Origin of the sequence: Saccharopolyspora endophytica (assembly GCF_018070075.1) — a bacterium.
GTDB classification, from domain to species: Bacteria; Actinomycetota; Actinomycetes; order Mycobacteriales; family Pseudonocardiaceae; genus Saccharopolyspora; species Saccharopolyspora endophytica.
Map to the genome: position 1 here is coordinate 231,995 of NZ_JAGPXE010000005.1, position 20,091 is coordinate 252,085.

General features: G+C 69.9%; 17 protein-coding genes and 2 riboswitches. Of the genes, 7 read left to right on the top strand and 10 right to left on the bottom strand.

Going from position 1 to position 20,091, the window contains the following annotated elements:
- Nucleotides 1-97 precede the first annotated feature (97 nt).
- The 6 genes from KBO27_RS14720 to KBO27_RS14745 form a co-directional block, all read right to left on the bottom strand.
- Entirely contained in the window at nt 98-3,769 is a 3,672-nt protein-coding gene (locus KBO27_RS14720) for an ABC transporter ATP-binding protein (protein ID WP_210970552.1), read from the bottom strand.
- 232 nt (nt 3,770-4,001) lie between these two features.
- Nucleotides 4,002-4,856, bottom strand: a complete 855-nt coding sequence (locus KBO27_RS14725) for an ABC transporter permease (RefSeq protein WP_210970553.1) — start codon at nt 4,854-4,856, stop codon at nt 4,002-4,004.
- Nucleotides 4,853-5,836, bottom strand: a complete 984-nt coding sequence (locus KBO27_RS14730; RefSeq protein ID WP_210970554.1) for an ABC transporter ATP-binding protein — start codon at nt 5,834-5,836, stop codon at nt 4,853-4,855. The genes KBO27_RS14725 and KBO27_RS14730 overlap by 4 nt, the downstream gene beginning before the upstream one ends.
- Nucleotides 5,837-5,970: 134 nt before the next feature.
- The gene (locus KBO27_RS14735; RefSeq protein WP_307870417.1) at nt 5,971-6,486 is read right to left on the bottom strand and encodes a hypothetical protein; all 516 of its coding nucleotides are present in this window, start codon (nt 6,484-6,486) and stop codon (nt 5,971-5,973) included.
- A gap of 512 nt (nt 6,487-6,998) precedes the next feature.
- Complete coding sequence (ald, locus tag KBO27_RS14740; protein WP_210970555.1) at nt 6,999-8,114, bottom strand: alanine dehydrogenase; 1,116 nt, start codon at nt 8,112-8,114, stop codon at nt 6,999-7,001.
- A gap of 171 nt (nt 8,115-8,285) precedes the next feature.
- Nucleotides 8,286-9,839: a PucR family transcriptional regulator gene (locus KBO27_RS14745; protein ID WP_210970556.1), complete on the bottom strand. Its 1,554-nt coding sequence runs from the start codon at nt 9,837-9,839 to the stop codon at nt 8,286-8,288.
- A gap of 110 nt (nt 9,840-9,949) precedes the next feature.
- A riboswitch (glycine riboswitch) is annotated at nt 9,950-10,045 on the top strand.
- A riboswitch (glycine riboswitch) is annotated at nt 10,046-10,141 on the top strand.
- 53 nt (nt 10,142-10,194) lie between these two features.
- Here KBO27_RS14745 and gcvH point away from each other — a divergent pair.
- From gcvH to KBO27_RS14765, 4 genes are all read left to right on the top strand, one after another.
- Nucleotides 10,195-10,566, top strand: a complete 372-nt coding sequence (gene gcvH, locus KBO27_RS14750; protein WP_210970557.1) for a glycine cleavage system protein GcvH — start codon at nt 10,195-10,197, stop codon at nt 10,564-10,566.
- Between the two features lie 31 nt (nt 10,567-10,597).
- Complete coding sequence (locus KBO27_RS14755) at nt 10,598-11,953, top strand: L-serine ammonia-lyase (protein WP_210970558.1); 1,356 nt, start codon at nt 10,598-10,600, stop codon at nt 11,951-11,953.
- A 158-nt stretch (nt 11,954-12,111) separates the two neighbouring features.
- Nucleotides 12,112-12,585 (top strand): MarR family winged helix-turn-helix transcriptional regulator, encoded by a 474-nt coding sequence (locus KBO27_RS14760; protein WP_210970559.1) that lies wholly within the window; start codon nt 12,112-12,114, stop codon nt 12,583-12,585.
- Nucleotides 12,582-12,998, top strand: coding sequence for an organic hydroperoxide resistance protein (locus KBO27_RS14765; protein WP_210970560.1), 417 nt, complete (start codon nt 12,582-12,584; stop codon nt 12,996-12,998). The genes KBO27_RS14760 and KBO27_RS14765 overlap by 4 nt, the downstream gene beginning before the upstream one ends.
- On the opposite strand, the gene KBO27_RS14770 is transcribed toward KBO27_RS14765, so the two are convergent.
- Both KBO27_RS14770 and KBO27_RS14775 read right to left on the bottom strand, forming a co-directional pair.
- Entirely contained in the window at nt 12,995-13,321 is a 327-nt protein-coding gene (locus KBO27_RS14770) for a DUF202 domain-containing protein (protein WP_210970561.1), read from the bottom strand. The genes KBO27_RS14765 and KBO27_RS14770 overlap by 4 nt on opposite strands.
- 1 nt (nt 13,322) lies before the next feature.
- Nucleotides 13,323-13,715 carry a YidH family protein gene (locus KBO27_RS14775; RefSeq protein WP_132672416.1) on the bottom strand — a complete coding sequence of 131 codons (393 nt, stop codon included), beginning with the start codon at nt 13,713-13,715 and terminating at the stop codon, nt 13,323-13,325.
- A gap of 231 nt (nt 13,716-13,946) precedes the next feature.
- On the opposite strand from KBO27_RS14775, the gene KBO27_RS14780 reads away from it, so the two are divergent.
- On the top strand, nt 13,947-15,248 hold the full coding sequence (locus tag KBO27_RS14780) for an MFS transporter (RefSeq protein WP_210970562.1): 1,302 nt from the start codon (nt 13,947-13,949) through the stop codon (nt 15,246-15,248).
- Between the two features lie 69 nt (nt 15,249-15,317).
- Here KBO27_RS14780 and KBO27_RS14785 read toward each other — a convergent pair whose 3' ends face one another.
- Both KBO27_RS14785 and KBO27_RS14790 read right to left on the bottom strand, forming a co-directional pair.
- The gene (locus tag KBO27_RS14785; RefSeq protein ID WP_210970563.1) at nt 15,318-16,652 is read right to left on the bottom strand and encodes an AMP-dependent synthetase/ligase; all 1,335 of its coding nucleotides are present in this window, start codon (nt 16,650-16,652) and stop codon (nt 15,318-15,320) included.
- A gap of 157 nt (nt 16,653-16,809) precedes the next feature.
- Complete coding sequence (locus KBO27_RS14790; RefSeq protein WP_210970564.1) at nt 16,810-17,526, bottom strand: MerR family transcriptional regulator; 717 nt, start codon at nt 17,524-17,526, stop codon at nt 16,810-16,812.
- A 128-nt stretch (nt 17,527-17,654) separates the two neighbouring features.
- Here KBO27_RS14790 and KBO27_RS14795 point away from each other — a divergent pair, with 128 nt between their 5' ends.
- Nucleotides 17,655-18,785 carry a CaiB/BaiF CoA transferase family protein gene (locus KBO27_RS14795; protein WP_210970565.1) on the top strand — a complete coding sequence of 377 codons (1,131 nt, stop codon included), beginning with the start codon at nt 17,655-17,657 and terminating at the stop codon, nt 18,783-18,785.
- 115 nt (nt 18,786-18,900) lie between these two features.
- Nucleotides 18,901-20,043, top strand: coding sequence for an acyl-CoA dehydrogenase family protein (locus KBO27_RS14800; RefSeq protein WP_210970566.1), 1,143 nt, complete (start codon nt 18,901-18,903; stop codon nt 20,041-20,043).
- The last annotated feature ends 48 nt before the right edge of the window (nt 20,044-20,091 follow it).

The following is a 20,091-nucleotide window of genomic DNA, read 5'->3' on the forward strand; positions in this document are numbered from 1 at the left end:
CAGAAAAGTTCCCTTCCTCACACCCGGCAGCGACCTCGCGATGGCATGGGCGACACGTTCCCACCGGGTGGAGGAGGTGAGAGGAAGGATCCCTTCCTCACGCGATGTTGCTCGTCTCCGCGGCGTCGTCCACCGTGCCGCCGTGGGCGTCGGCCGCCCGCCACAGCCGGGCGTAATACCCGCGGCGGGCCAGCAGCTCCTCGTGCCCGCCCTGCTCGACGATGCGCCCGCCGTCGACCACCACGATCCGGTCCGCGCGAGCCGCCGTGCCCAACCGGTGCGCGACGACGAACGTGGTGCGCTGCGCGGCGAGCCGATCGCTGGCGGCCACCACCATCGACTCCGTCGCCGGATCCAGCGCTGCCGTGGCCTCGTCCAGCAGCAGCACGTCGGGGTCGACGAGCTGAGCCCGAGCCAGCGCGACCAGCTGGCGTTGGCCGGCCGACAGCCCCCGGCCGCGCTCACCGACCTCCTGCCGGAAGCCGTGCGGCAGCATCGAGATCCCAGGAAGGGCTCCCACCGCGCGGGCGGCGGCCTCCACCTCCGCCGGCCGGGCGTCGGGACGGGCGTAGGTGATGTTGTCGGCGACGTCGCCGGTGAACAGGTGCCCTTCCTGCGGCACCACCGCCAGCCTCTGGTGGAACGCCGCCAGGTCGTAGCCGCGCACGTCCGTCCCATCGACCAGCACCGCGCCCTCGGAGACGTCGTAGAACCGGGCGATCAGCTTGATCAAGGTCGACTTGCCCGCACCCGTGGCACCCACCAGCGCCACCGTCTCGCCGGGCCGCACCCGCAGGTTCACCTCCCGCAGCGCGTACTGCTCGGTGCCGGGGTAGCGGAACGACACCGCCCGCAATTCCACCTCGCCGCGGAACCGCTCGGGCGCCTCCACCGGCTCGGCGGCAGCGGGCACCGACGTCGGCGTGCGCAGCAGATCGCCGATGCGCTGCAAACCCACCCGGGCCTGCTGATACCCGTCGAAGACGCCGGACAACTGCTGCACGGGTGAGAAGAACAGGCCCAGGTACAGCAGGAAAGCGACCAGCACCCCGGCCGTCAGCTCGCCCGAAGCGACCCGCGCAGCGCCGACACCCAGCACGGCCGCCTGCGCGATCTCCGACAGCAGCGCCACGAACGGGAAGTAGGTGGCGATGTAGCGCTGCGCGCGCAGGCGCGAACGCCGGTAGGCGTCGCTGCGCTGCGCGAACACCTTCGCCGCGTGCCCCTCGCGGCGGTGCGCCTGGGCCACCCGCATGCCCGAGACGTTCTCCTGCAGATCGGCGTTGACGGTGCTGACCCGCTCCCGCGCCTCGGCGTAGGCGGTGGAGGAGACCCTGCGGAAGATGATCGTGGCGACCACCAGGACGGGCAGCACCGCCATCGCCACCAGCGCCAGCGACGGGTCGGTGATCAGCAGGGCTCCGGCGATGCCCAGCAGCGTCAGCACGCTGACCACGAACGTCGCCAGGCCCGTCTGCAGGAACGTCGACAGCGCGTCGACGTCGGTGGTCATGCGGGTCATGATCCGCCCGGCCAGCTCCCGCTCGTAGAAGTCCAGCCCGAGCCGCTGCAGGTGCGCGAAGCTGCGCAGCCGCAGCACGTACAGCAGGGTTTCGCCGGTGCGGGCGGTGATCACCGTCTGCAGCTTGATCACCAGCCACCCGCCGGCGACCAGCAGCCCCGCCAGCCCCGTGGCCAGCCACAACGTGTTGAGGCTCGCCGTTCCGACGCCGCTGTCGATGCCGTGCCGCACCAGCGACGGCAGCAGCACCGAGGTCAGCGCGTCCCCGGCGACCAGGGCGATCGTCAACAGCAGCCCCCACCGGATCGGCCGGAGCAGCCGAGCCAGCCGGAACTCCGGGTCCGGGGCGGTGGGATCGGTTCCCCTCACCTCGGGCAGGTCGCGGGTCGGCGGCAGATCGCGGATTCCCTCCACCAGTTCCGGTGTGGGGGGAGTCGACGTGGTGCTCATGCCGTGGCGGCCCGCGGAGGTCACCACGGGGCCTTCGACCGACCGCTCGGGCGGCTGCTCCTGCGGCCACAGGTCCGGGGTGATGCCGTCGGGGGAGACCTCGGCGTGCTCGTCGCGCGGGTCATCGATCGTTTCCCCCGGCCCCGCCAGCAGCGAGCGGAACAGCTCGCACCGCTCCCGCAGCTCGGCCTCGGTGCCGACGTCCACGACGCGCCCTTCGTCGAGCACGGCGATCCGGTCGGCCAGCGCCAGCGTCGAGCGGCGGTGCGCGATCAGCAGCGTGGTGCGCTGCGCGGTGACCGAACGCAGCGTGTCGTGAATGGCGGCTTCCGTCGCCGGATCGACGGCCGAGGTCGCGTCGTCGAGCACCAGCACCCGGGGGTTGGACAGCAGCGCCCTCGCCAGCGCCACGCGTTGGCGCTGCCCCCCGGAGAGCGTCAGCCCGCGTTCGCCGACCGCGGTGTCGTAGCCATCGGGCAGGCCGGTGATGAACTCGTGGGCCTCCGCGCCCTTGGCGGCGGCGATCACGTCGTCGTCGGTCGCGTCGGAACGCCCGTAGGCGATGTTGCCGCGAATGGTGTCGGAGAACAGGAACGCTTCCTCGAAGACCACGCCGACCGCGCTGCGCAGCGAATCCAGCCGCAGGTCGCGGATGTCGAAGGTCTCGTCATTGTCGGTGGAGCCGATCGCGATGCGCCCCGAGTGGACGTCGTAGAACCGGGGGAGCAGCAGCGACACCGTCGACTTGCCCGACCCCGCCGGGCCCACCAGCGCGACCGTCTCGCCCGGGCTGACGCGCAAGGTCGCCTCCTGGAGCACCGGCTGGTCCCGGGTGTAGCCGAAACCGACCTCGTCCAGCCGGACCTCCAGCGGGCCCTCGGGCAGCGAGCGGGCGTCCGGCTTCTCCTCGACGTCGGGCTGCGAGTCGGTGAGCTCGTGGATGCGCTCCACCCCGGCCCGCGCCAGCTGGGCCTGGATCATGACGCTGGAGAGCATCCGGGCCGGTCCGGACAGCATCGCCACGTAGCCGGCGAATGCGACGAAGGTTCCCAAGCTCACCTGGCCCTGGAACACCAGCCAGCCGCCCAGACCCAGCACACCCACCTGACCGGCGGCGGGAAGCGTCGCCAGGCTCGCCGCGGGAAGGGACGTCATCCGAGCCGCGCGCAGCCGCTCGGCGAACAGCCGCCGCGCCCGCGACTCCAGCCGGCCGACCTCGCGCTCCTCCTGGCCGAAGCCCTTCACCACGCGGACACCGGTGACGGTCTCCTCGACGTGCTGGGCGATGTCGGCCGCGCGCTGCTGTGCCGACCAGGTGGCGGGGAACAGCTTCTTCTTGCTGCGCGCGGTGACCACGGCGATCAGCGGCGCCACGATGAGAGCCACGACGGTCAGCAGCGGCGACAGCCACAGCATCGCTGCGATCGCGAACACCGCCAGCACCGCTGTTCCGGCCGCCAGGGGAAGCATCGACAGCAGCGAATGCACGAGCTGCAGGTCGCTGATGGAACGCGACACCACCTGTCCGGTGCGCAACGCGTCCTGCTTGCCGCCGTCGAGGCGCTGCATGGCGGCGAACACCGCCCGCCGCAGGTCGTGCTGCACGTCCAGCGCCAGCCGGCCCGCGCTGTAGCGGCGGACGAAGGCGGCGGCGAACCGGAACACGCCCAGCACCAGCAGCACGATCACGATCCACCACAGCCGCTCGGTGCTGCGCGCCACGGCGTCGTCGACCGCGAGCTTGGTCAGCAGCGGAACCAGCGCCTCCAACCCCACCGCGGTCACGGAGGCGCCCATCGCCAACACCAGTGCGACCGGGTGGCGCCGACAAGCGGCGAAGAGGCGACGGATCCAGCCGCCGGAGGAAGGGCGGGGATTCTCGGAGTCGCTCACCCCGCCAGGTTAGGCCTCGGCACCGACGGTGCAGCACCGCCGATCCTGCGGTGTGACCGGCGCCAACGGGTGAGGAAGGGAACCTTCCTGCCATTTCGGTCGACGCGGCGCCCGGGTGGCAGAAAGGTTCCCCTCCTCACGCCACGTCGCGCCGCGCGCCCACGAACCAGCCGCCGGCGACGAACACCGCGGTGTAGCCGAGGAACGTCAGCAGGCTGGCCCACCACGGGTGCCCGTAGCTGCCGCCGAAGAACAGGTGCAGGAGTTCGAACGCGGTCCGCGGTGTGTTCGGTTCGTTCGGTCCCGCCACCGCGGAGACGAACAGCGGCACCGCCAGGTTGGACACGATGCCGTTGCCCGCTGAGCCCGGCAGGTAGGGCTCGATCCCGGACACGGGGGTGTCCAGCAGGCTGAACGACAGGATGAACTCGACCACGAACTTGTAGACCAGCGGCAGGATGACCACCAGCACGGCGTTGGCGATCAGCGCGCCGAAACCGACCCCGAGCAGCGTCCACAGCAGCATCGACAGCACGCCCGCTCCACCGACGCTGAGCCAGCTGCTGAACCCGCCGAAGTTGCTCATGTCGTGCCCGGCGCCGAGCAGGGCGCCGAGGCTGGCGAACAGCACGTTCGCGAGCCCGTAGAGCACTCCGATGCCCGCGCAGGCGATCAACTTCGCCCACAGCACGGAGCTGCGCGGGTTGGCGGTGAGGTACGTCGTGGTGATGGTCTTGGCGCGGAACTCGCTGGCGAAGGTCATCGCGCCGAACAGCAGCGCGAAGATCGTGCCGAAGTTCGTCGACAGCGCCACCGACAGCAGGCCCAGCGGGAGCGACGCGCTGAACTCCTCGACCATGTCGATGATCCCGCCGAACGCGGTGCCCAACCAACCGGCGGCGAACCCCAGCACGACCACGGGGATCAGCAGCCCCCACCACAGGCTGGTGGTGACGATCTTCCGGTACTCGGCCTTGATCAGCCCGATCATCCTGCGCTCCCGCCATTGCCCTGCTGTCCCGGCCCAGCCCACGTCTGCGATGCCGGTGGGGCGTACTGCGGGAGTCCCGCGAACTGCCCCTGGGTGAGGTGGAAGAACAACTGCTCCAGGTCGACCCGCTCGTCCTGCATCCCGTAGAGCGCGACCCCGGCCTGCAGCGCCAGGTCGGCCACCGCGCGGGAGTCGGCCCCGAGGACCGCCAGCCGTCCGTCCGGGAGGTATTCGACCCCGTAACCGGCCGCCTGGACCTCGGCGACGAGCAGCTCGGGGGAGTCGGCCTGCACCAGGGCTCGGGACTGCTGCGCGGCGCGGAGCTCGTCGATGTGCCCGTCGTAGACGCACCGGCCCTGGCTGATGATCACCAACCGGTCCACGGTGTGCTCGATCTCGCGCAGGAAGTGGCTGGACATCAGCACGGTCCGGCCCCCGGCGGCGAAGGCCTGCAAGAAGCCCCGCAGCCACGCGATGCCCTCGGGGTCCAGTCCGTTGGCGGGTTCGTCGAGGATCAGGATCTGCGGGTCGCCGAGCAGCGCGGTGGCCAGTGCCAGGCGCTGCCGCATTCCCAGCGAGAACCCGCCGGTCTTGCGGTCCCCGGCGGCGGCGAGTCCGACCAGCTCCAGCGCCCTGTCGACCTGGCCGTCGGGGATGTTCATGGCGGCCGCGTAGCAGCGGAGGTGGTGGCGCGCGGTGCGGCTCGGGTGGAATCCGTGCGCGTCGAGCACCGCGCCGACGACGCCACCGGGGCTCGGGAGCCGGTGGAACGGCAACCCGTTGATGGTCGCGGAGCCCGACGTGGGTGTGACCAGGCCGAGGATCATGCGCAGCGCGGTGGTCTTGCCCGCCCCGTTGGGGCCCAGGAAGCCGGTGACCGCGCCGGGCTGCACCGTGAAGCTGAGGTCGTGCACCGCGTGCACGGGGCCGAATCTCTTGTTCAGCCCTTGCACGTGGATGCGACCGCTGCCGTCGTGCACACGCCCTCCCACATCCGGTCACCCGTCAGTGTGTCACCCCTGATGGCTCCATCCTGCCGGACAGGTGGGGCCGTCAAGGTGCGGTGTCGTGCCCGCCGCGGATCGCGGGTGCCGGACGCGGGGAGTTCAGCAGGTCAGGCGCGTTCGACCACCGCTGCGCGGTAGATCCTGCTGTGGTCGGTTTCCAGCCGTTCGGCGAGCGGCGGCGGGGCCGTGGGCGCGGTCGTGAGGTCGGGCCGGATGAACTCGTCGGTGTCCCAGTCGGACGGCCCGGGGCCGGTGGCGGACACGATCGGCTCGGGGATCACCGCGACGGCGGGTTCGGGGTTTCGGGGGAGGTGGGACCGGGTTTGGCGGCGAAGCCTCGCGCGGCGCTCCGATGATCCGGAGCGTTCGGTGATCAGCTGGTGGTGCGCGGCCTGCCACACCTTGCAGGGCCAGGGTCTGCGCCGCAGCGTTCCCCGGCAGGTCGGGCAGCGCCCGTCGGAGTCCGGCTCGTGATCGTCTAACAGGTTTCGAAGGGCTTCGGTAAAGCGATACAGCTCAGTTCGGGCAATCGGTAGCAGCACTTCGGGGGCGTCTTCGCCCATCACTCGGTCCAGGGCGTCGAGCCGGTCGAGAACCGCCTTGCGCAGTGCCGTGTCCGTCACGTTTTTCTCCCACCCGTCAGCGCGTTTTCCTGCATCGGAGTTTCCGCTGGAGAGGGACGGATGATCAGTCACCCGCCGTTACTCCGATGGGTGACATCGGCATCGCGGGTTCACGCCTGCACGGGCACCCGACGAGACTCACCCCATCGAGTGGTTATCGATTCGGCTGGCAATTGGCGGCGAAGTGCTCGCTCACGTCGTCGGCAAACCGGCGATCTTCCCCTACACTGAGAGTGGCGGCCTGCTCCCGGTGACCCCCAGGCTGGTTGAGCGGGCCGCCCCTATTTTTGCCTTTTCGCGGTGAATCCGATTCCAGGATGCGGCGAATTGCGCCGCATTCGCCACTTCTGTTACCGGTCAACCAATTCGAATTGGAACTCGGTGCACATTCCCGGTGAGGGCCATCGGAAGTGGAGGTGCGCAGGGGAACCTTCCTGTCACAGCGGAGCGGGCGGACTGCGAGGAAGGGAACCTTCCGCGCAACCCGCCCGCTCGCCAGGTGCCGAGAGACCTCAGCCGAGGACGCTGCTCAGCGCCACGGAGCCGCGGCCGTGCGCCTCGGCGACGGCCTGGTTGACCAGGTCGCCCGCGTGGGTGTTGATACCGCCGGCCAGCGCGGCGTCCGCGCGGCACGCCTGCTGCCAACCGGCGTCGGCCAGGCGCAGCACGTAGGGGAGCGTGACGTTGGTCAGCGCGTGCGTGGAGGTGGTGGGCACCGCGCCCGGCATGTTCGCCACGCAGTAGAAGACCGAGTCGTGGACCTGGTAGGTCGGGTCGTCGTGCGTGGTCGGCCGGGAGTCGGCGAAGCATCCGCCCTGGTCGATGGCGATGTCGACCAGCACGCTGCCGGCCTTCATCTCCGACACCAGGTGGTTGGACACCAGTTTCGGGGCCTTCGCGCCGGCGATCAGCACCGCACCGATCACCAGGTCGGCAGCGCGCACCGACTGCTCCACCGTGTAGCGGTTGGACGCGACCGTGCGGATCTGGCCGTGGAAGTCGCGATCGATCTCGCGCAGCTTGTCGACGTTGGTGTCCAGCAGCTCCACGTCGGCGCCCATGCCCAGGGCCACCCGAGCCGCGTTGAGACCGGCGACACCGCCGCCGATCACCACGACCCGCGCCGGGTGAACCCCGGGAACTCCGCCGGGCAGCACACCACGACCGCCGCTGGGCGCCATCAGCGAATGCGCACCCACCAGCGGCGCCAACCGCCCGGCGACCTCGCTCATCGGCGCCAGCAGCGGCAACCCGCCGTCTTCGGTCTGCACGGTCTCGTAGGCGATGCCGGTGATGCCCGAGGTCAGCATCGCGTCGGTCAGCTCAGCGGAGGCGGCCAGGTGCAGGTAGGTGAACAGCACCTGGTCCCGGCGCAGCCGCGGGTACTCCTCGGCGATCGGCTCCTTGACCTTGAGCACGAGGTCGCCTTCCGCCCACACGTCGTCGGCCGTCGCCAGCACCTTCGCGCCGGAGGCGAGGTAGTCCTCATCGGGGATGGAGGAGCCGGCACCGGCGTCCGCCTCGACGAAGACGTCGTGACCGCGGGCGGTCAACTCGTGCACACCGGCTGGGGTGATCGCGACCCGGTACTCGTTGTTCTTGATCTCGCGAGGCACTGCGATCTTCACCGTGGGGTCCTTTCGTCGTGTGGAAACAACGATCGGACGACGTGACCCACAGCGCATCATTTTCACGGCATGAGATTGGGCGGGGGTGTTTGTGCCACCAGCACAACGCGCGTGCTCGCGGGCAGGGCAGAAGTGACAGAACGGTTCCCATGCCCGCGACGGCGCCCGGGCTCAGCCGTGCTGCGCCCAGCGCTCGGCCAGCAGCTGCACCAGGAGCGCGGACCGGACGTCCGGGTCGTCGAGGTCGACCTCCACCAGCTGGCCGATCCGCTTCATCCGGTACCGGAAGGTGTTGGGGTGCACCCGGAGCTCACGGCCCGCCTGCCGGGGATCACCCGGGTGCCGCAGCCAGGCGTGCAGGGTGGCCTGGTAGTCGGTGCCCTGCCCGCGATCGTGCTCCCGCAGCACCGCCAAGGGACCCAGCGCGGCAACACCGGCGTCGGTGGCGGCCCCCGCCATCCGGCTGAGGACCAGCAGGTGCCACAGGTCCTCGTACACCGCGACGGGCTGCCGCACCAACCCCGTGCGCAGCATCCCGATCAGCTCATCGGCCTGGGCTCGGGAACCGGGGATGTCGGTGACCGCCACCGACGTTCCCACCGCGACCAGCGGGCGAGGGGACAGGTCGTGCGACAGCAGCGCCTGCCGCAGCTCCGGCCAGCCGCCCCCGCGAGCCTGGTCGGGCACCAGCGCGTAGAGCACGGTGCCGATCTCGGTGACCAGCGGCCGTCGTCCGATGCCCCGCGTGATCCACTCCCACATCGCCAGCCGTTGCCCCTCGGCCGGTTCGTCGGAGGCGGGCATCTCGATCGCGATGACGCGGTGCTCCTCGTTGGGCACCGCCAGTTCGCTGGCCGCCGCCCGCCAGCCGTCGCTGCCGTCGAGCAGCAGCCGCACCTGCTCGGCCGTCCTCCGCCGCTGCACGTCGGCGACCGCGCGCCAGCGCAGCAACTGCAGCGCCACCAGCGGCGCGGTGTCGGCGAAGGCGGTCGCGCGTTCCTCCGAGACGGGGCCGGGCACCACCGCCCACATCGAGCCGAGCAGCTCGCCGCCCATCCTGATCGGCATCACCAGGCGCGGCAGCGTCCCGTCCTGCTGAGCGGGCACGAAGATCGCCGAACTGCCCTTGGTGAGCTGGCGGAACGTGCCTCGGGCGCGGAACTTCGCGAGCACGTCGTCCGGTTGCTTGCGGCCCATGATCGTGGAGACCCGCGCCGGATCGGTCAGGTCCTGCCGGGCCGAGTACGCCAGCACCTGCGAATGGGCGTCTTCGATGGTCACCGGCGCGTCCACGACGTCGGCGACCGCGTCGGCGAGCCGGAACAGGTCCGCGACACCGATGCCGCTCTCCTCCGCCTGCCTGATCCCGCCCGCCAGGGCCGCGCGGATCAGCCACACCAGCTGCGCCCACGCGGTGCCCGGACGCACCTCCACCAGCGCCACGTCGGCGCCGCGCACGGCTTCCACGACAGCGGCTTCGGCGGACACCGGTGGCTTGAGCAGCACCGCGGCCGCGCCCTGCTCGCCGCAGTCGCGCACCAGCCGCACCGCCTGCTCGACGTCGCCGACCCCCACCCCCAGCACCAGGTCGCCGCCGGCCGCCGTCGTGGGCTGATCCGGTTCGGCGATCACCACGTCGCCGGCGACGGTGTTGGGTTCCGGGCTGAACACGGTGCGCAGCAGGGCCGGGCCCACCCGCTCGACCAGCGCCCGGATGTCGAGCATCGAAGGGTCCTCCTCGACCAAGGACGTGCCGGCGGAGATCACATGTCCATTGACAGTCTCGCTGGCCCGTTTATCGTTGCTGAGCAAGCCGACAATCGCATACCGGCCATCGACCCCGTGCGGGAGAGACCCTGCCAGCAGCGCAGGGCGCCGAAGGAGCAACACTCCCCAGCAAACTCTCAGGCACCCATGACCGCTCGGGCGAGGCAACTCTGGAAAGCGTCCGTCGTCACCGACGGGCCACCCACGGTGCAAGCCGCTCGCGCGGCGAAGCTCTCAGGTTCCGCAACAGAGGGGGAGGCCCAGCCGAAACCGGGGACAGACGTCCCTTCGAAACAGCTATGGAGCCTCCCTCATGTCGCTGCCCACGAACCTGTCCTACACCGAAGAGCACGAGTGGATCGAGGACCGCGGCGAGATCTCGCGCATCGGCATCACCGAGCACGCCGCGGGCGCCCTGGGTGACATCGTCTTCGTCCAGCTCCCCGAGGTCGGCGACCAGATCGAGTCCGGCCAGGCGTGTGGCGAGCTGGAGTCCACCAAGTCCGTCAGCGACCTGTTCGCTCCCGTCACCGGCGAGGTCGTGGCCATCAACGAGTCCGTTGTGGACGACCCGGCCGTGGTCAACGCCGACCCCTACGGCGAGGGCTGGCTGATCGAGGTGCGCGTGACCGAGACGGGTGCGACCCTCACGGCCCAGCAGTACTCGGAATTGATCAACGAGTAGCCGCGGAGCCCGGAACGAGGCGAGGCGATCAATGACGATCAGTGTCTTCGACCTGTTCTCGGTGGGGATCGGCCCGTCCAGTTCGCACACCGTGGGGCCGATGCGCGCAGCGCAGCGGTTCACCGCGAAGCTGCGGGCGAACGGGACCATCTCCAAGGTCAACAGGGTCAAAGCGGAGTTGTTCGGTTCCCTGGGCGCGACCGGTCGCGGTCACGGCAGCCCGAACGCGGTCCTTCTCGGGTTGGAAGGGCATCGCCCGGAGTCGGTGGATCCGGTGGCCGGCGCGCAGCGCGTCGACGAGATAGACAAGAGCGGGTTGCTGCGGCTCGGCGGTGATCACGTGCTGTCGTTCACCAGCGCGCGAGACCTGGTGCTGCACCGGCGTAAATCGTTGCCGGAGCACCCCAACGGCATGCGCTTCACGGCCATCGGCAACGACGGGAGCGAGCTGGAGTCGGCGGTCTACTACTCGGTGGGCGGCGGCTTCGTCGTGGACGAGGAAGCCGCCGGTGCCGACCGGATCAAGGCGGATGACACGGCGGTTCCCATGCCCTTCAGCACGGGCGCCGATCTGCTGATCCGCACTGCCGAGTCGGATCTGCCGATCAGCGGGGTGATGCTCGCCAACGAGCTGTCGTGGCGGGAGGAACCCGCGGTGCGGGCGGGGCTGCTGGACATCTGGCGGGTGATGCGGGAATGCGTCGACAACGGTTGCCGCAACAGCGGTGAGCTGCCCGGCGGCCTGAAGGTGCGCAGGCGCGCGGCCGAGTTGGCCGCGAAGCTGACCGATCGGGACGATCCGCTGGAGTGGGTCACCCTGTTCGCGCTGGCGGTCAACGAGGAGAACGCCGCGGGCGGGCGCGTGGTGACCGCGCCGACCAACGGCGCGGCGGGCATCGTGCCCGCGGTGCTGCACTACTACGCGCGGTTCGTGCCGGGTGCCGATGAGGACGGCGTGGTGCGCTTCCTGCTCACGGCCGGGGCGATCGGCGTGCTGTTCAAGGAGAACGCGTCCATCTCCGGCGCGGAGGTCGGCTGCCAGGGCGAGGTCGGTTCGGCGTGCTCGATGGCCGCGGCCGGGCTGGCCGAAGTGCTCGGCGGCACGCCGAGCCAGGTGGAGAACGCCGCGGAGATCGCGATGGAGCACAACCTGGGGCTCACCTGCGATCCGATCGGCGGACTGGTGCAGATCCCGTGCATCGAGCGCAACGCGGTGGCCTCGGTCAAGGCGATCACCGCTGCCCGGATGGCGTTGCGCGGCGACGGCACGCACTTCGTGTCCCTCGACAAGGTCATGAAGACGATGCGGGAGACCGGGCGCGACATGAAGGACAAGTACAAGGAGACGGCGCGCGGCGGCTTGGCCGTCAACGTCATCGAGTGCTGAGCGGCGGCCCGAGGTGAGGATGGGAACCTTCCTGTCACCGCCTCGGGTCGCTTCGCTGCGCTGACCTGCGGAATCCGAAACCTCCTGCGATCGGCGGGGGGGGATACTTGCGCACCATTGGGTTGTGCACAACTGAATTGTGCACTACTGTTCTTCTCGTGACGACGGAATCGGGATCGACGCTGGACCGGCTGCTCTGCTTCGCGCTGCACAGCGCGTCGCGGGCCTTCACCAACCTCTACCGGCCGTTCCTCGACGAGGCCGGCCTGACCTACCCGCAGTACCTCGTGATGCTGGTGCTGTGGGAGCGCGAGTCGGTGACGGTCAAGGAGCTGGGAGGCCTGCTCCGGCTCGATTCGGGAACGTTGTCGCCGCTGCTGAAACGACTCCAGACCCGCGGGCTGCTCGCCCGCGCGCGCAGCGAGGCCGACGAGCGGTCCGTTCGCGTCGAGGTCACCGACGAAGGACGCGCGTTGTGGCAGCAGGCGCGCGACATCCCGCAGCGGATGGTCTCCGCCACCGGGATGGACCTCGGCGAGGTCGAGCAGCTGCGGTCCACATTGGAGAACCTGACGACCACGTTGAACGACGCGGCACGCCGGGTCACCGAGAATCGGGAGACGAAGCGATGACAGTTCTCTACACGGCGGAGGCCACCGCTACCGGCGAAGGTCGCAGCGGACGCACCCGCACCTCGGACGGCTTGGTCGACCTCGAACTGGCCATCCCCAAGGAGATGGGCGGCCCCGGCGGCGCCACCAACCCCGAGCAGCTGTTCGCGGCCGGTTATTCCGCCTGCTTCCACAGCGCACTCCAGCTGGTCGCCCGCAAGCAGAAGGTCGACATCGAAGGCTCCACGGTCACCGCCGAGGTCGGGATCGGCCCGAACGGCGACGGAGGCTTCGCCCTCAACGTCGCTCTCCTCGTCGAACTGCCCGGCGTGCCCGAAGAGCAGGCTCAGCAGCTCGCCGAAGCCGCGGACGCGGTGTGCCCGTACTCCAACGCGGTGCGCGGCAACATCGCCCTGGAAGTCCGCGTCGCCTAGGCGAACAGGACGTACACCGCGCCGGTCGCCCCGGCGAGCATCGCCAGCACCGCTGTCGCGGCGGGCAAAGCCCCGCCCGGCAGCGGTGCTTTCGCGCGCAGGCGCCGATCGCTGCGGTGATGGCGCCGCCACACCAGCCACGCCACCACCCCGCTGGTCGGCAACGTCGCCAGCGCGCAGACGACCGCGGCCATCGCGCTGTGGTGCGAGATCAACTTGAGCAGCACCAGCAGGCTCACGGTGAACGCCAACGCCGTGCGCAACCAGGCGAGGGTCGTGCGCTCGATCTGCAACCCCGGATCCCAGGGCTGGTGCTCAGCCATCTCAGAACCCGGTCACGAACAGCAGCACGCAGGCCGCCACACCGATCACGCCCAACCCGTAGCCCAGCACAGGAGCCAGGCGCGGAGCCGGCAGCGGCTTGCCCCGGCGCAGAGCCCGTTCGGTGGCCACCCACCTGGTGAAAGCCGTACCGCTGCACAGAACCCCGGCCAGCAGCAACGCGACCGCCAGCACCGTGCGGATGTCGCTGGGCTCAGCGGCCACGGCGTTGAGCGCCTCAACACCGACACCACCGGCCATCAGCGCCAACGCGGTGCGGATCCACGCCAGGAACGTCCGCTCGTTGGCGAGCGTGAACCGGGGGTCGGGCTCGTCGCCCTCCTCGTAGAGCCGTCGCGGCCAGCGCGCGCTCTCGCCTTCGCCATCGGTCGCCATGACCTCACGTTATCTCGTCCGAACGGCGCAACCAGAGCCAGTGCCCTGCGGGAATGATGGGGCGCACATCACGTCCCGGTCGATCCAGTGCGTGGGAAAAGGGCTGGACGTTTCCCCGACGACCGGAGATCGTTGGCGTGGACCTCAGCGCCGCGCGTCCCGCCCGAATGCATCGAGGTTCCCCTCGACCACTCGGGCGGTCGACGCCCGCGAGCGAAAACTGGAGGTCGGATGGCCGTCGGAGTCGCGCACCCCGACAAGTCCACGGTGCGCAAGGCGGCCTTCGCCAGCGCGGTCGGCAACACCATCGAGCTCTACGACTTCCTGATCTACGGCACCGCGGCCGGCCTGGTGTTCAACAAGCTGTTCTTCCCCTCCGGTGATCCGTGGGTGGGGGCGCTGCTGGCGTTCGCGACCTTCGGCGCGGGATTCCTGGCCCGCCCGCTCGGCGCGGCGGTGATCGGTCACTTCGGCGACCTCGTCGGCCGCAAGCTCATGCTGGTCATCACCCTCAGCGTCACCGGCGTGTGCACGGCCGCGATCGGCCTGCTGCCCACCTACCAGCAGGTCGGCGTGTGGGCTCCGGCGATGTTGGTGGCGCTGCGACTCGTCCAGGGGTTCTTCCTCGGCGGTGAGCAGGGCGGCGCCGTGCTGATGGCCGTCGAACACGCACCCGCCCACCGGCACGGGTGGTACGGCGGGTGGACCTTCATCGGCTCCCCGACCGGCATGTTCCTCGCCACCGGCGCATTCGCCGCCGCCACCGCGATCTCCGGCGAGCAGTTCCTGGAGTGGGGGTGGAGGGTGCCGTTCCTGCTGAGCCTGGTGCTGGTCGGCGTCGGCCTCTACGTCCGGCTGCGCCTGGCCGAAAGCCCCGAGTTCGCCGCCATCCGGCAGCGCGGCGAGCGCGCACGACTGCCCGTCGCCGAAGCGTTCGCCACCGCCTGGCGGCAGATCCTGCTCGCCGCAGGCGTGAACCTCGGGTTCAACGCGTTCATCTTCATCATGACCACGTTCCTGCTGACCTACGGCACCGAGAAGGTCGGAGTCACCAGGGACGTGATGCTGCTGGGCAGCCTCGCCGGTTCGGCCGCCCAGATCGCCGGAATCCTGCTGTTCTCGCACCTGTCGGACCGGCTCGGCCGCACGCAGGTGATGCTCGGCGGGGGAACCTTCCTCGCGGCGTTCGCCTTCCCGCTGTTCTGGCTCATCGACACCGGCAGCCCGGCGCTGATCGTGCTCGCGATGATCGTGGGGTACGGCGGCGCGGCCGCGGTGTTCGGGCCGATGGCGGCCTTCTGCGCGGAACTGTTCCCCACCAGGGTTCGCTACACCGGTGTGTCGCTGGGCTACCAGAGCGGATCGGTTCTCGGCGGCGGCTTGTCGCCCGTGGTGGCCACCGCGCTGCTGACCGGTTCCGGCGGGCAGTCCTGGCCCATCTCGGCGTACCTGGTCTTCGGCGCGGCGATCACCATCGTCTGCCTGGCCCTCACCGGTGAACCGACCCGCTGGTCCCGCCGCGACGAGAAGTGACCGCGGGCCGGTGAATACCCCGCGACGGCCGGGTTCACCGATGACAGGAAGGTTCCCACGCTCGCGCGGTCACAAGGCCAAGGGCATGTCGCCGCCGAACAGCTCCGGCTTGTGCCCGGTGATCGTGAGGTACCCGTCCGCGTCGAGCTCGCCGACGTCGCCCGTGGACAGCCAGCCCTCCGCGTCGATGACGGGACGGATCATCCCGTCGGCCTCCAGGTAGCCCGCGCACACCAGCGGCCCGCGCACCAGCACTTCGCCGTCGGGAGCGATGCGCACCTCCATGCCGGGCATCGCGCGACCGACCGTGCCGGTGCGACGGGCCTCGGGACGATTCGTGGTGGCACACCCGGTCGTCTCGATCAGGCCCCACAGCTCGCAGACGTCCAGCCCGACGCCGTTGAACAGCTCCAGCACCTCGGGGTCGAGGGGGCCGGAACCGACCGACGGCCACACCGTCCGGTCCAGCCCGACGCGAGCCCGCACCCGCTCGCGATCGCGCGGCGTTCGGCGCTGCTCCGCCGGAACGCCGCGCAGCAGACCGGCCAGCTGCGACCACACCTGCGGGGAGGCGAAGAACAGCGCGGGACGGGCCCTCGGCAGCTCGTTGAGCACCTCGTCGCGGTCACCGCAGAAGTGCACGTGCGCGGCGTCGTGGATCGCCGCGTAGACGCCCACGACGCGTTCGGCGATGTGGCTCAGCGGCAAGTAGCTCAGGCGCGCGGTGTGGGGTTCGGGGCGGGTGAGGTGGTGCAGCGCGGCGGCGGCGAAGCAGATGTTGCTGTGGGTCAGCACCACGCCCTTGAGCCGGTCGCTGTCCTCGCTCGGGTAGATGATGGCCGCCGGTGTGGCAGGGGTGACCGGTGCGCTTTCCCGCTGCAGCAGACCGGGGTCCTCGCGCAGTCGTTGCGCACCGTGTCTTCGCAGGTCGTCCCAGGTTCGGAAGCGGCGGTCCGCGCTGATCATCACGGCTTCGTCGAGCACCACGACGTGCTCGACCGTGCTGTCGTTGCGCAGCGCTTTCGCCCACCGCCGGAGCTGGTCGTTGCTCTCCAGCACCACCACTCGGGCGCGGCTGTGGGTGGCGATCCCGTGCACCTGGTCCTGGCTCAGCGCCGGGTGCAAGGTGCTGGGAACCGCGCCCAGGTGCGTCGCGGCGACGTCTGCGAGCCAGTGCTCGGCCCGGTTGGACATCATCAGCAGGATCGTCTGGCCGCGCTGCAGACCGAGTTCGCTGAGCGCGGCGGCCAGCAGCTCGACCTCCTCGCCCGCCTGCTTCCAGGTGAGGGTCCGGTCGTTGTCGGTCAGCGCGGGCTGGTCCGGGAACTGCGCGGTGTTGCGGGAGAACAGTCGTGGGATCGTCGTTTCCAGTGCTGCCTCGGCCCAGTCGTCGCAGGTGCTCATCGCAGCCGATCTCCCCTCGCCCCGAACAGCGGTTGCGATTGACGCGCGTTGAGGCGATGAAACCTGATCAGGCCCGGTCGAAACCAGCGCCGAAAGCTGGAATCACGTTCCGACGAACCGGTTCACTTCACTGATTTTCCGGAAATAACGGGAGGAATCAGACGTGGTCGCGGATGACGTCGTTGACGGCGTGCTGAAAGCCGTTGACCAGCACCTGGATGGTCAGGGGCCGGAGCTGGTCGGTCACCACGCGCACCCGCTCGCGCTCGTCCTCCGGGCGTCCGTGCTCCATGTAGGGCCGCAGCACGTTCTCCGCGAACAGCTCCCGCAGCTCGGTGGCGATCTGCGCGGTGTGCCGCTCGACGATCCCCTTGGCCTGCACCAGCATCTCCAGCGGCAGCTCCAGGTCGAGGATCTGCAGGCCCACTCCCAGCATCGCCGGGCTGGGCAGCCGCAGCTTGTCGGAATCGTCGATGCGCTGCAGGATCCCCAGCTCCACCAGGTGCGCGACCAGATCGTCGTCCAGGTGGCGGCCTGCACGGCGGTCCAGCTCGTGGCGGTCGAGGTCTTCGGCGTGCTCGTCGGTCCACGGCGCGATCAGCGCGCGCTGCAGGGCGAGTTCCTCCGGTGAGGAGCCCTCGGGGATGCGCTGCAGGTGCCGCTCGATCGCGGACAGGGTGAACCCGAGGGTCTGCAGCTCGCGGATCAGATCCAGTCGCGCGAGGTGTTCAGCGCCGTAGAGTCCGAGACGGCCGCGCAGGCGGGGAGCCGGCAGCAGGCCGCGCGACGAGTAGAACCGGACCGTTCGCACGGTCACTCCGGCACGGGCGGCCAGTTCGTCGATGGTGAGCTCTTCGTCCGCAGTTCGGAGCATGCCGGTCACGTTACTCCTTGACCGCTGTTACACCAACGATGTAACACTGATTGCGTCATGATTCGCGTGTCGCGTGACACAGCGTTGTCCGAGGCTCGGGCTTGGCGCGTCGTGGAGAGGATTCTGTCGTGACCGCAACGGGCGGCCCCTTGGCCGGAGTGAAAGTCGTCGAGCTCGCCGGCCTCGGCCCGGCACCCTTCTGCGCGATGCTGCTGGCCGACCTCGGCGCCGACGTCGTCCGCGTCGACCGACCCGGCGCCGGTGGTGCCGACGACCTGCTCAACCGGGGCAAGCGGTCTGTGCAGGTCGACCTCAAGCACGAACGAGGCCCGCAAGCGGTCCTCGCACTGGCCCAGGAAGCCGACGTGCTGCTGGAAGGTCTGCGGCCCGGCGTCACCGAACGGCTCGGAGTCGGCCCCGACCAGTGCTGGGAGCTCAACCCCCGGCTGGTCTACGGGCGCATGACCGGATGGGGACAGGAAGGACCGCTCGCCCACACCTCCGGCCACGACGTCGGCTACGTCTCGCTCACCGGAATGCTGCACCTCATCGGCCGCAAGGACGGCCCACCGCAGGTGCCGGCGAACCTGCTGGGCGACTTCGGCGGGGGAGCCATGTACCTGGCGGTCGGCGTGCTCGCCGCACTGCTGGAAGCCCGCGTGAGCGGACGCGGCCAAGTCGTCGATGCCGCGATCGTCGACGGAACCGCCCACCTCGGAACCATGCTGTGGGGCTTCTTCGGATCCGGCGGGTGGAGCACCGAACGCGGCACGAACCTGCTCGACACCGGCGCGCCCTACTACGACGTCTACGAAACCTCCGACGGCGGATACATGTCCGTCGGCGCACTGGAACCCAAGTTCTACGCCGAGCTGCTGGACAAGCTCGAACTGACAGGAAAGGTCCCAGACCGCGACGACGCCACGACGTGGCCGGAACTGCGGGAGACCTTCGCCGAGAAGTTCAAGCAGCGCACGCGCCAGGAGTGGACCGAGATCTTCGACGGCTCCGACGCCTGCGTCGCCCCGGTGCTGTCCATGGCCGAAGCCGAGCAGCACCCGCACATGGCCGCCCGCGAAACCCTGGTGCGCCGCGACGGACGCGTGCAGCCGGCACCCGCGCCCCGGTTCAGCCGCACCCCGAACCCCGCGCCCGGCGCCATCGCCGCCCCCGGCGCGCACACCGAAGAGGTGCTGCGCGACTGGGGACTTCCCCAAGACCTGCTCGACTCGGGGGCAATGCACTCCGCTCCGCGATGATCCGCGGCGCGGTCGACCGACACATCCGTTCCCGCACAGCGGCTTCGCGGGCCGGCGATGACAGGAAGGTTCCCTTCCACCCGCCGCCCGCCACCAACCGGAAGGAAGCGTGAAGATGCGCAGGGAGTTGTTCGAGGCCGAGCACGAGGCGTTCCGCGAAACGGCTCGGACCTTCATCAACAAGGAACTCGTCCCGCACATCGAGGAGTGGGAGGCCGCGGGGCAGGTCAGCCGGGAGTCCTGGCGCGCCGCCGGTGAGCAGGGCCTGCTCGGTTTCGCCGTCGACGACGAGTACGGGGGCGGCGGTGTCGACGACTTCCGGTTCAACGTCGTCTTCGACGAGGAACTCGTCGCCGCGGGTGTCTCCGGGTTCGGATCACCGCTGCACAACGACATCATCGCGCCCTACCTGATGAAGCTGGCCAACGACGAGCAGAAGCAGCGCTGGCTGCCCGGGTTCTGCTCCGGAGAGCTCATCTCCGCCATCGCCATGACCGAGCCCGGTGCCGGCAGCGACCTCCAGGGCATCCGCACCACCGCGGTCCGCGACGGCGACGACTACGTGATCAACGGGCAGAAGACCTTCATCAGCAACGGCATCATGGCCGACCTGGTGATCGTGGTGGCCCGGACCGACCCGGACGCGGGGCACCAGGGGATCAGCCTGCTCGTGGTCGAGCGCGACATGCCCGGCTTCGAACGCGGCCGCAACCTCGACAAGATCGGCCAGAAGGCCCAGGACACCGCCGAGCTGTTCTTCAACGACGTGCGCGTGCCCGCCGGCAACCTCCTCGGCGAAGAAGGCCAGGGCTTCATCTACCTGATGCAGAACCTGCCGCAGGAACGGCTGTCGATCGGAGTGGCCTCGATCGCCTCGGCCGCCAAGATCCTGGAGATCACCAAGGACTACTGCCGTGATCGCACCGCCTTCGGCCGCCCGATCGGCAAGTTCCAGAACACCCGCTTCGAACTCGCCGAGATGGCCACCGAGGTCCAGATCGGGCAGGTCTTCGCGGACCGCTGCGTGCAGGAGCACGTGCGCGGTGAGCTCAGCATCGAGAACGCCGCCATGGCCAAGTGGTGGCTCAGCGAACTCAACAAGCGGGTCATCGACCGCTGCCTGCAGCTGCACGGCGGCTTCGGCTACATGACCGAGTACCCGGTCGCCAAGGCCTACCTGGACGCCCGGGTTCAGACCATCTACGGCGGCACGACCGAGATCATGAAGGAGATCATCGGCCGATCCATGGGATTCTGACGGCGTCGTCGGGAACCGGCGCCCCGCCGGTTCCCGCATCCCGCCGTG

What these genes read in the sequence shown, in the direction of transcription:
- KBO27_RS14775 (WP_132672416.1), bottom strand. Translation starts at nt 13,715, where the DNA reads ATGGCGACCGATGGCGAAGGCGAGAGCGCGCGCTGGCCGCGACGGCTC.
- KBO27_RS14780 (WP_210970562.1), top strand. Translation starts at nt 13,947, where the DNA reads ATGGCCGTCGGAGTCGCGCACCCCGACAAGTCCACGGTGCGCAAGGCG.
- KBO27_RS14765 (WP_210970560.1), top strand. Translation starts at nt 12,582, where the DNA reads ATGACAGTTCTCTACACGGCGGAGGCCACCGCTACCGGCGAAGGTCGC.
- KBO27_RS14755 (WP_210970558.1), top strand. Translation starts at nt 10,598, where the DNA reads ATGACGATCAGTGTCTTCGACCTGTTCTCGGTGGGGATCGGCCCGTCC.
- KBO27_RS14720 (WP_210970552.1), bottom strand. Translation starts at nt 3,769, where the DNA reads ATGGGCGCCTCCGTGACCGCGGTGGGGTTGGAGGCGCTGGTTCCGCTG.
- KBO27_RS14790 (WP_210970564.1), bottom strand. Translation starts at nt 17,526, where the DNA reads ATGCTCCGAACTGCGGACGAAGAGCTCACCATCGACGAACTGGCCGCC.
- gcvH (WP_210970557.1), top strand. Translation starts at nt 10,195, where the DNA reads ATGTCGCTGCCCACGAACCTGTCCTACACCGAAGAGCACGAGTGGATC.
- KBO27_RS14725 (WP_210970553.1), bottom strand. Translation starts at nt 4,856, where the DNA reads ATGATCGGGCTGATCAAGGCCGAGTACCGGAAGATCGTCACCACCAGC.
- KBO27_RS14745 (WP_210970556.1), bottom strand. Translation starts at nt 9,839, where the DNA reads ATGCTCGACATCCGGGCGCTGGTCGAGCGGGTGGGCCCGGCCCTGCTG.
- KBO27_RS14800 (WP_210970566.1), top strand. Translation starts at nt 18,901, where the DNA reads ATGCGCAGGGAGTTGTTCGAGGCCGAGCACGAGGCGTTCCGCGAAACG.
- KBO27_RS14770 (WP_210970561.1), bottom strand. Translation starts at nt 13,321, where the DNA reads ATGGCTGAGCACCAGCCCTGGGATCCGGGGTTGCAGATCGAGCGCACG.
- KBO27_RS14785 (WP_210970563.1), bottom strand. Translation starts at nt 16,652, where the DNA reads ATGAGCACCTGCGACGACTGGGCCGAGGCAGCACTGGAAACGACGATC.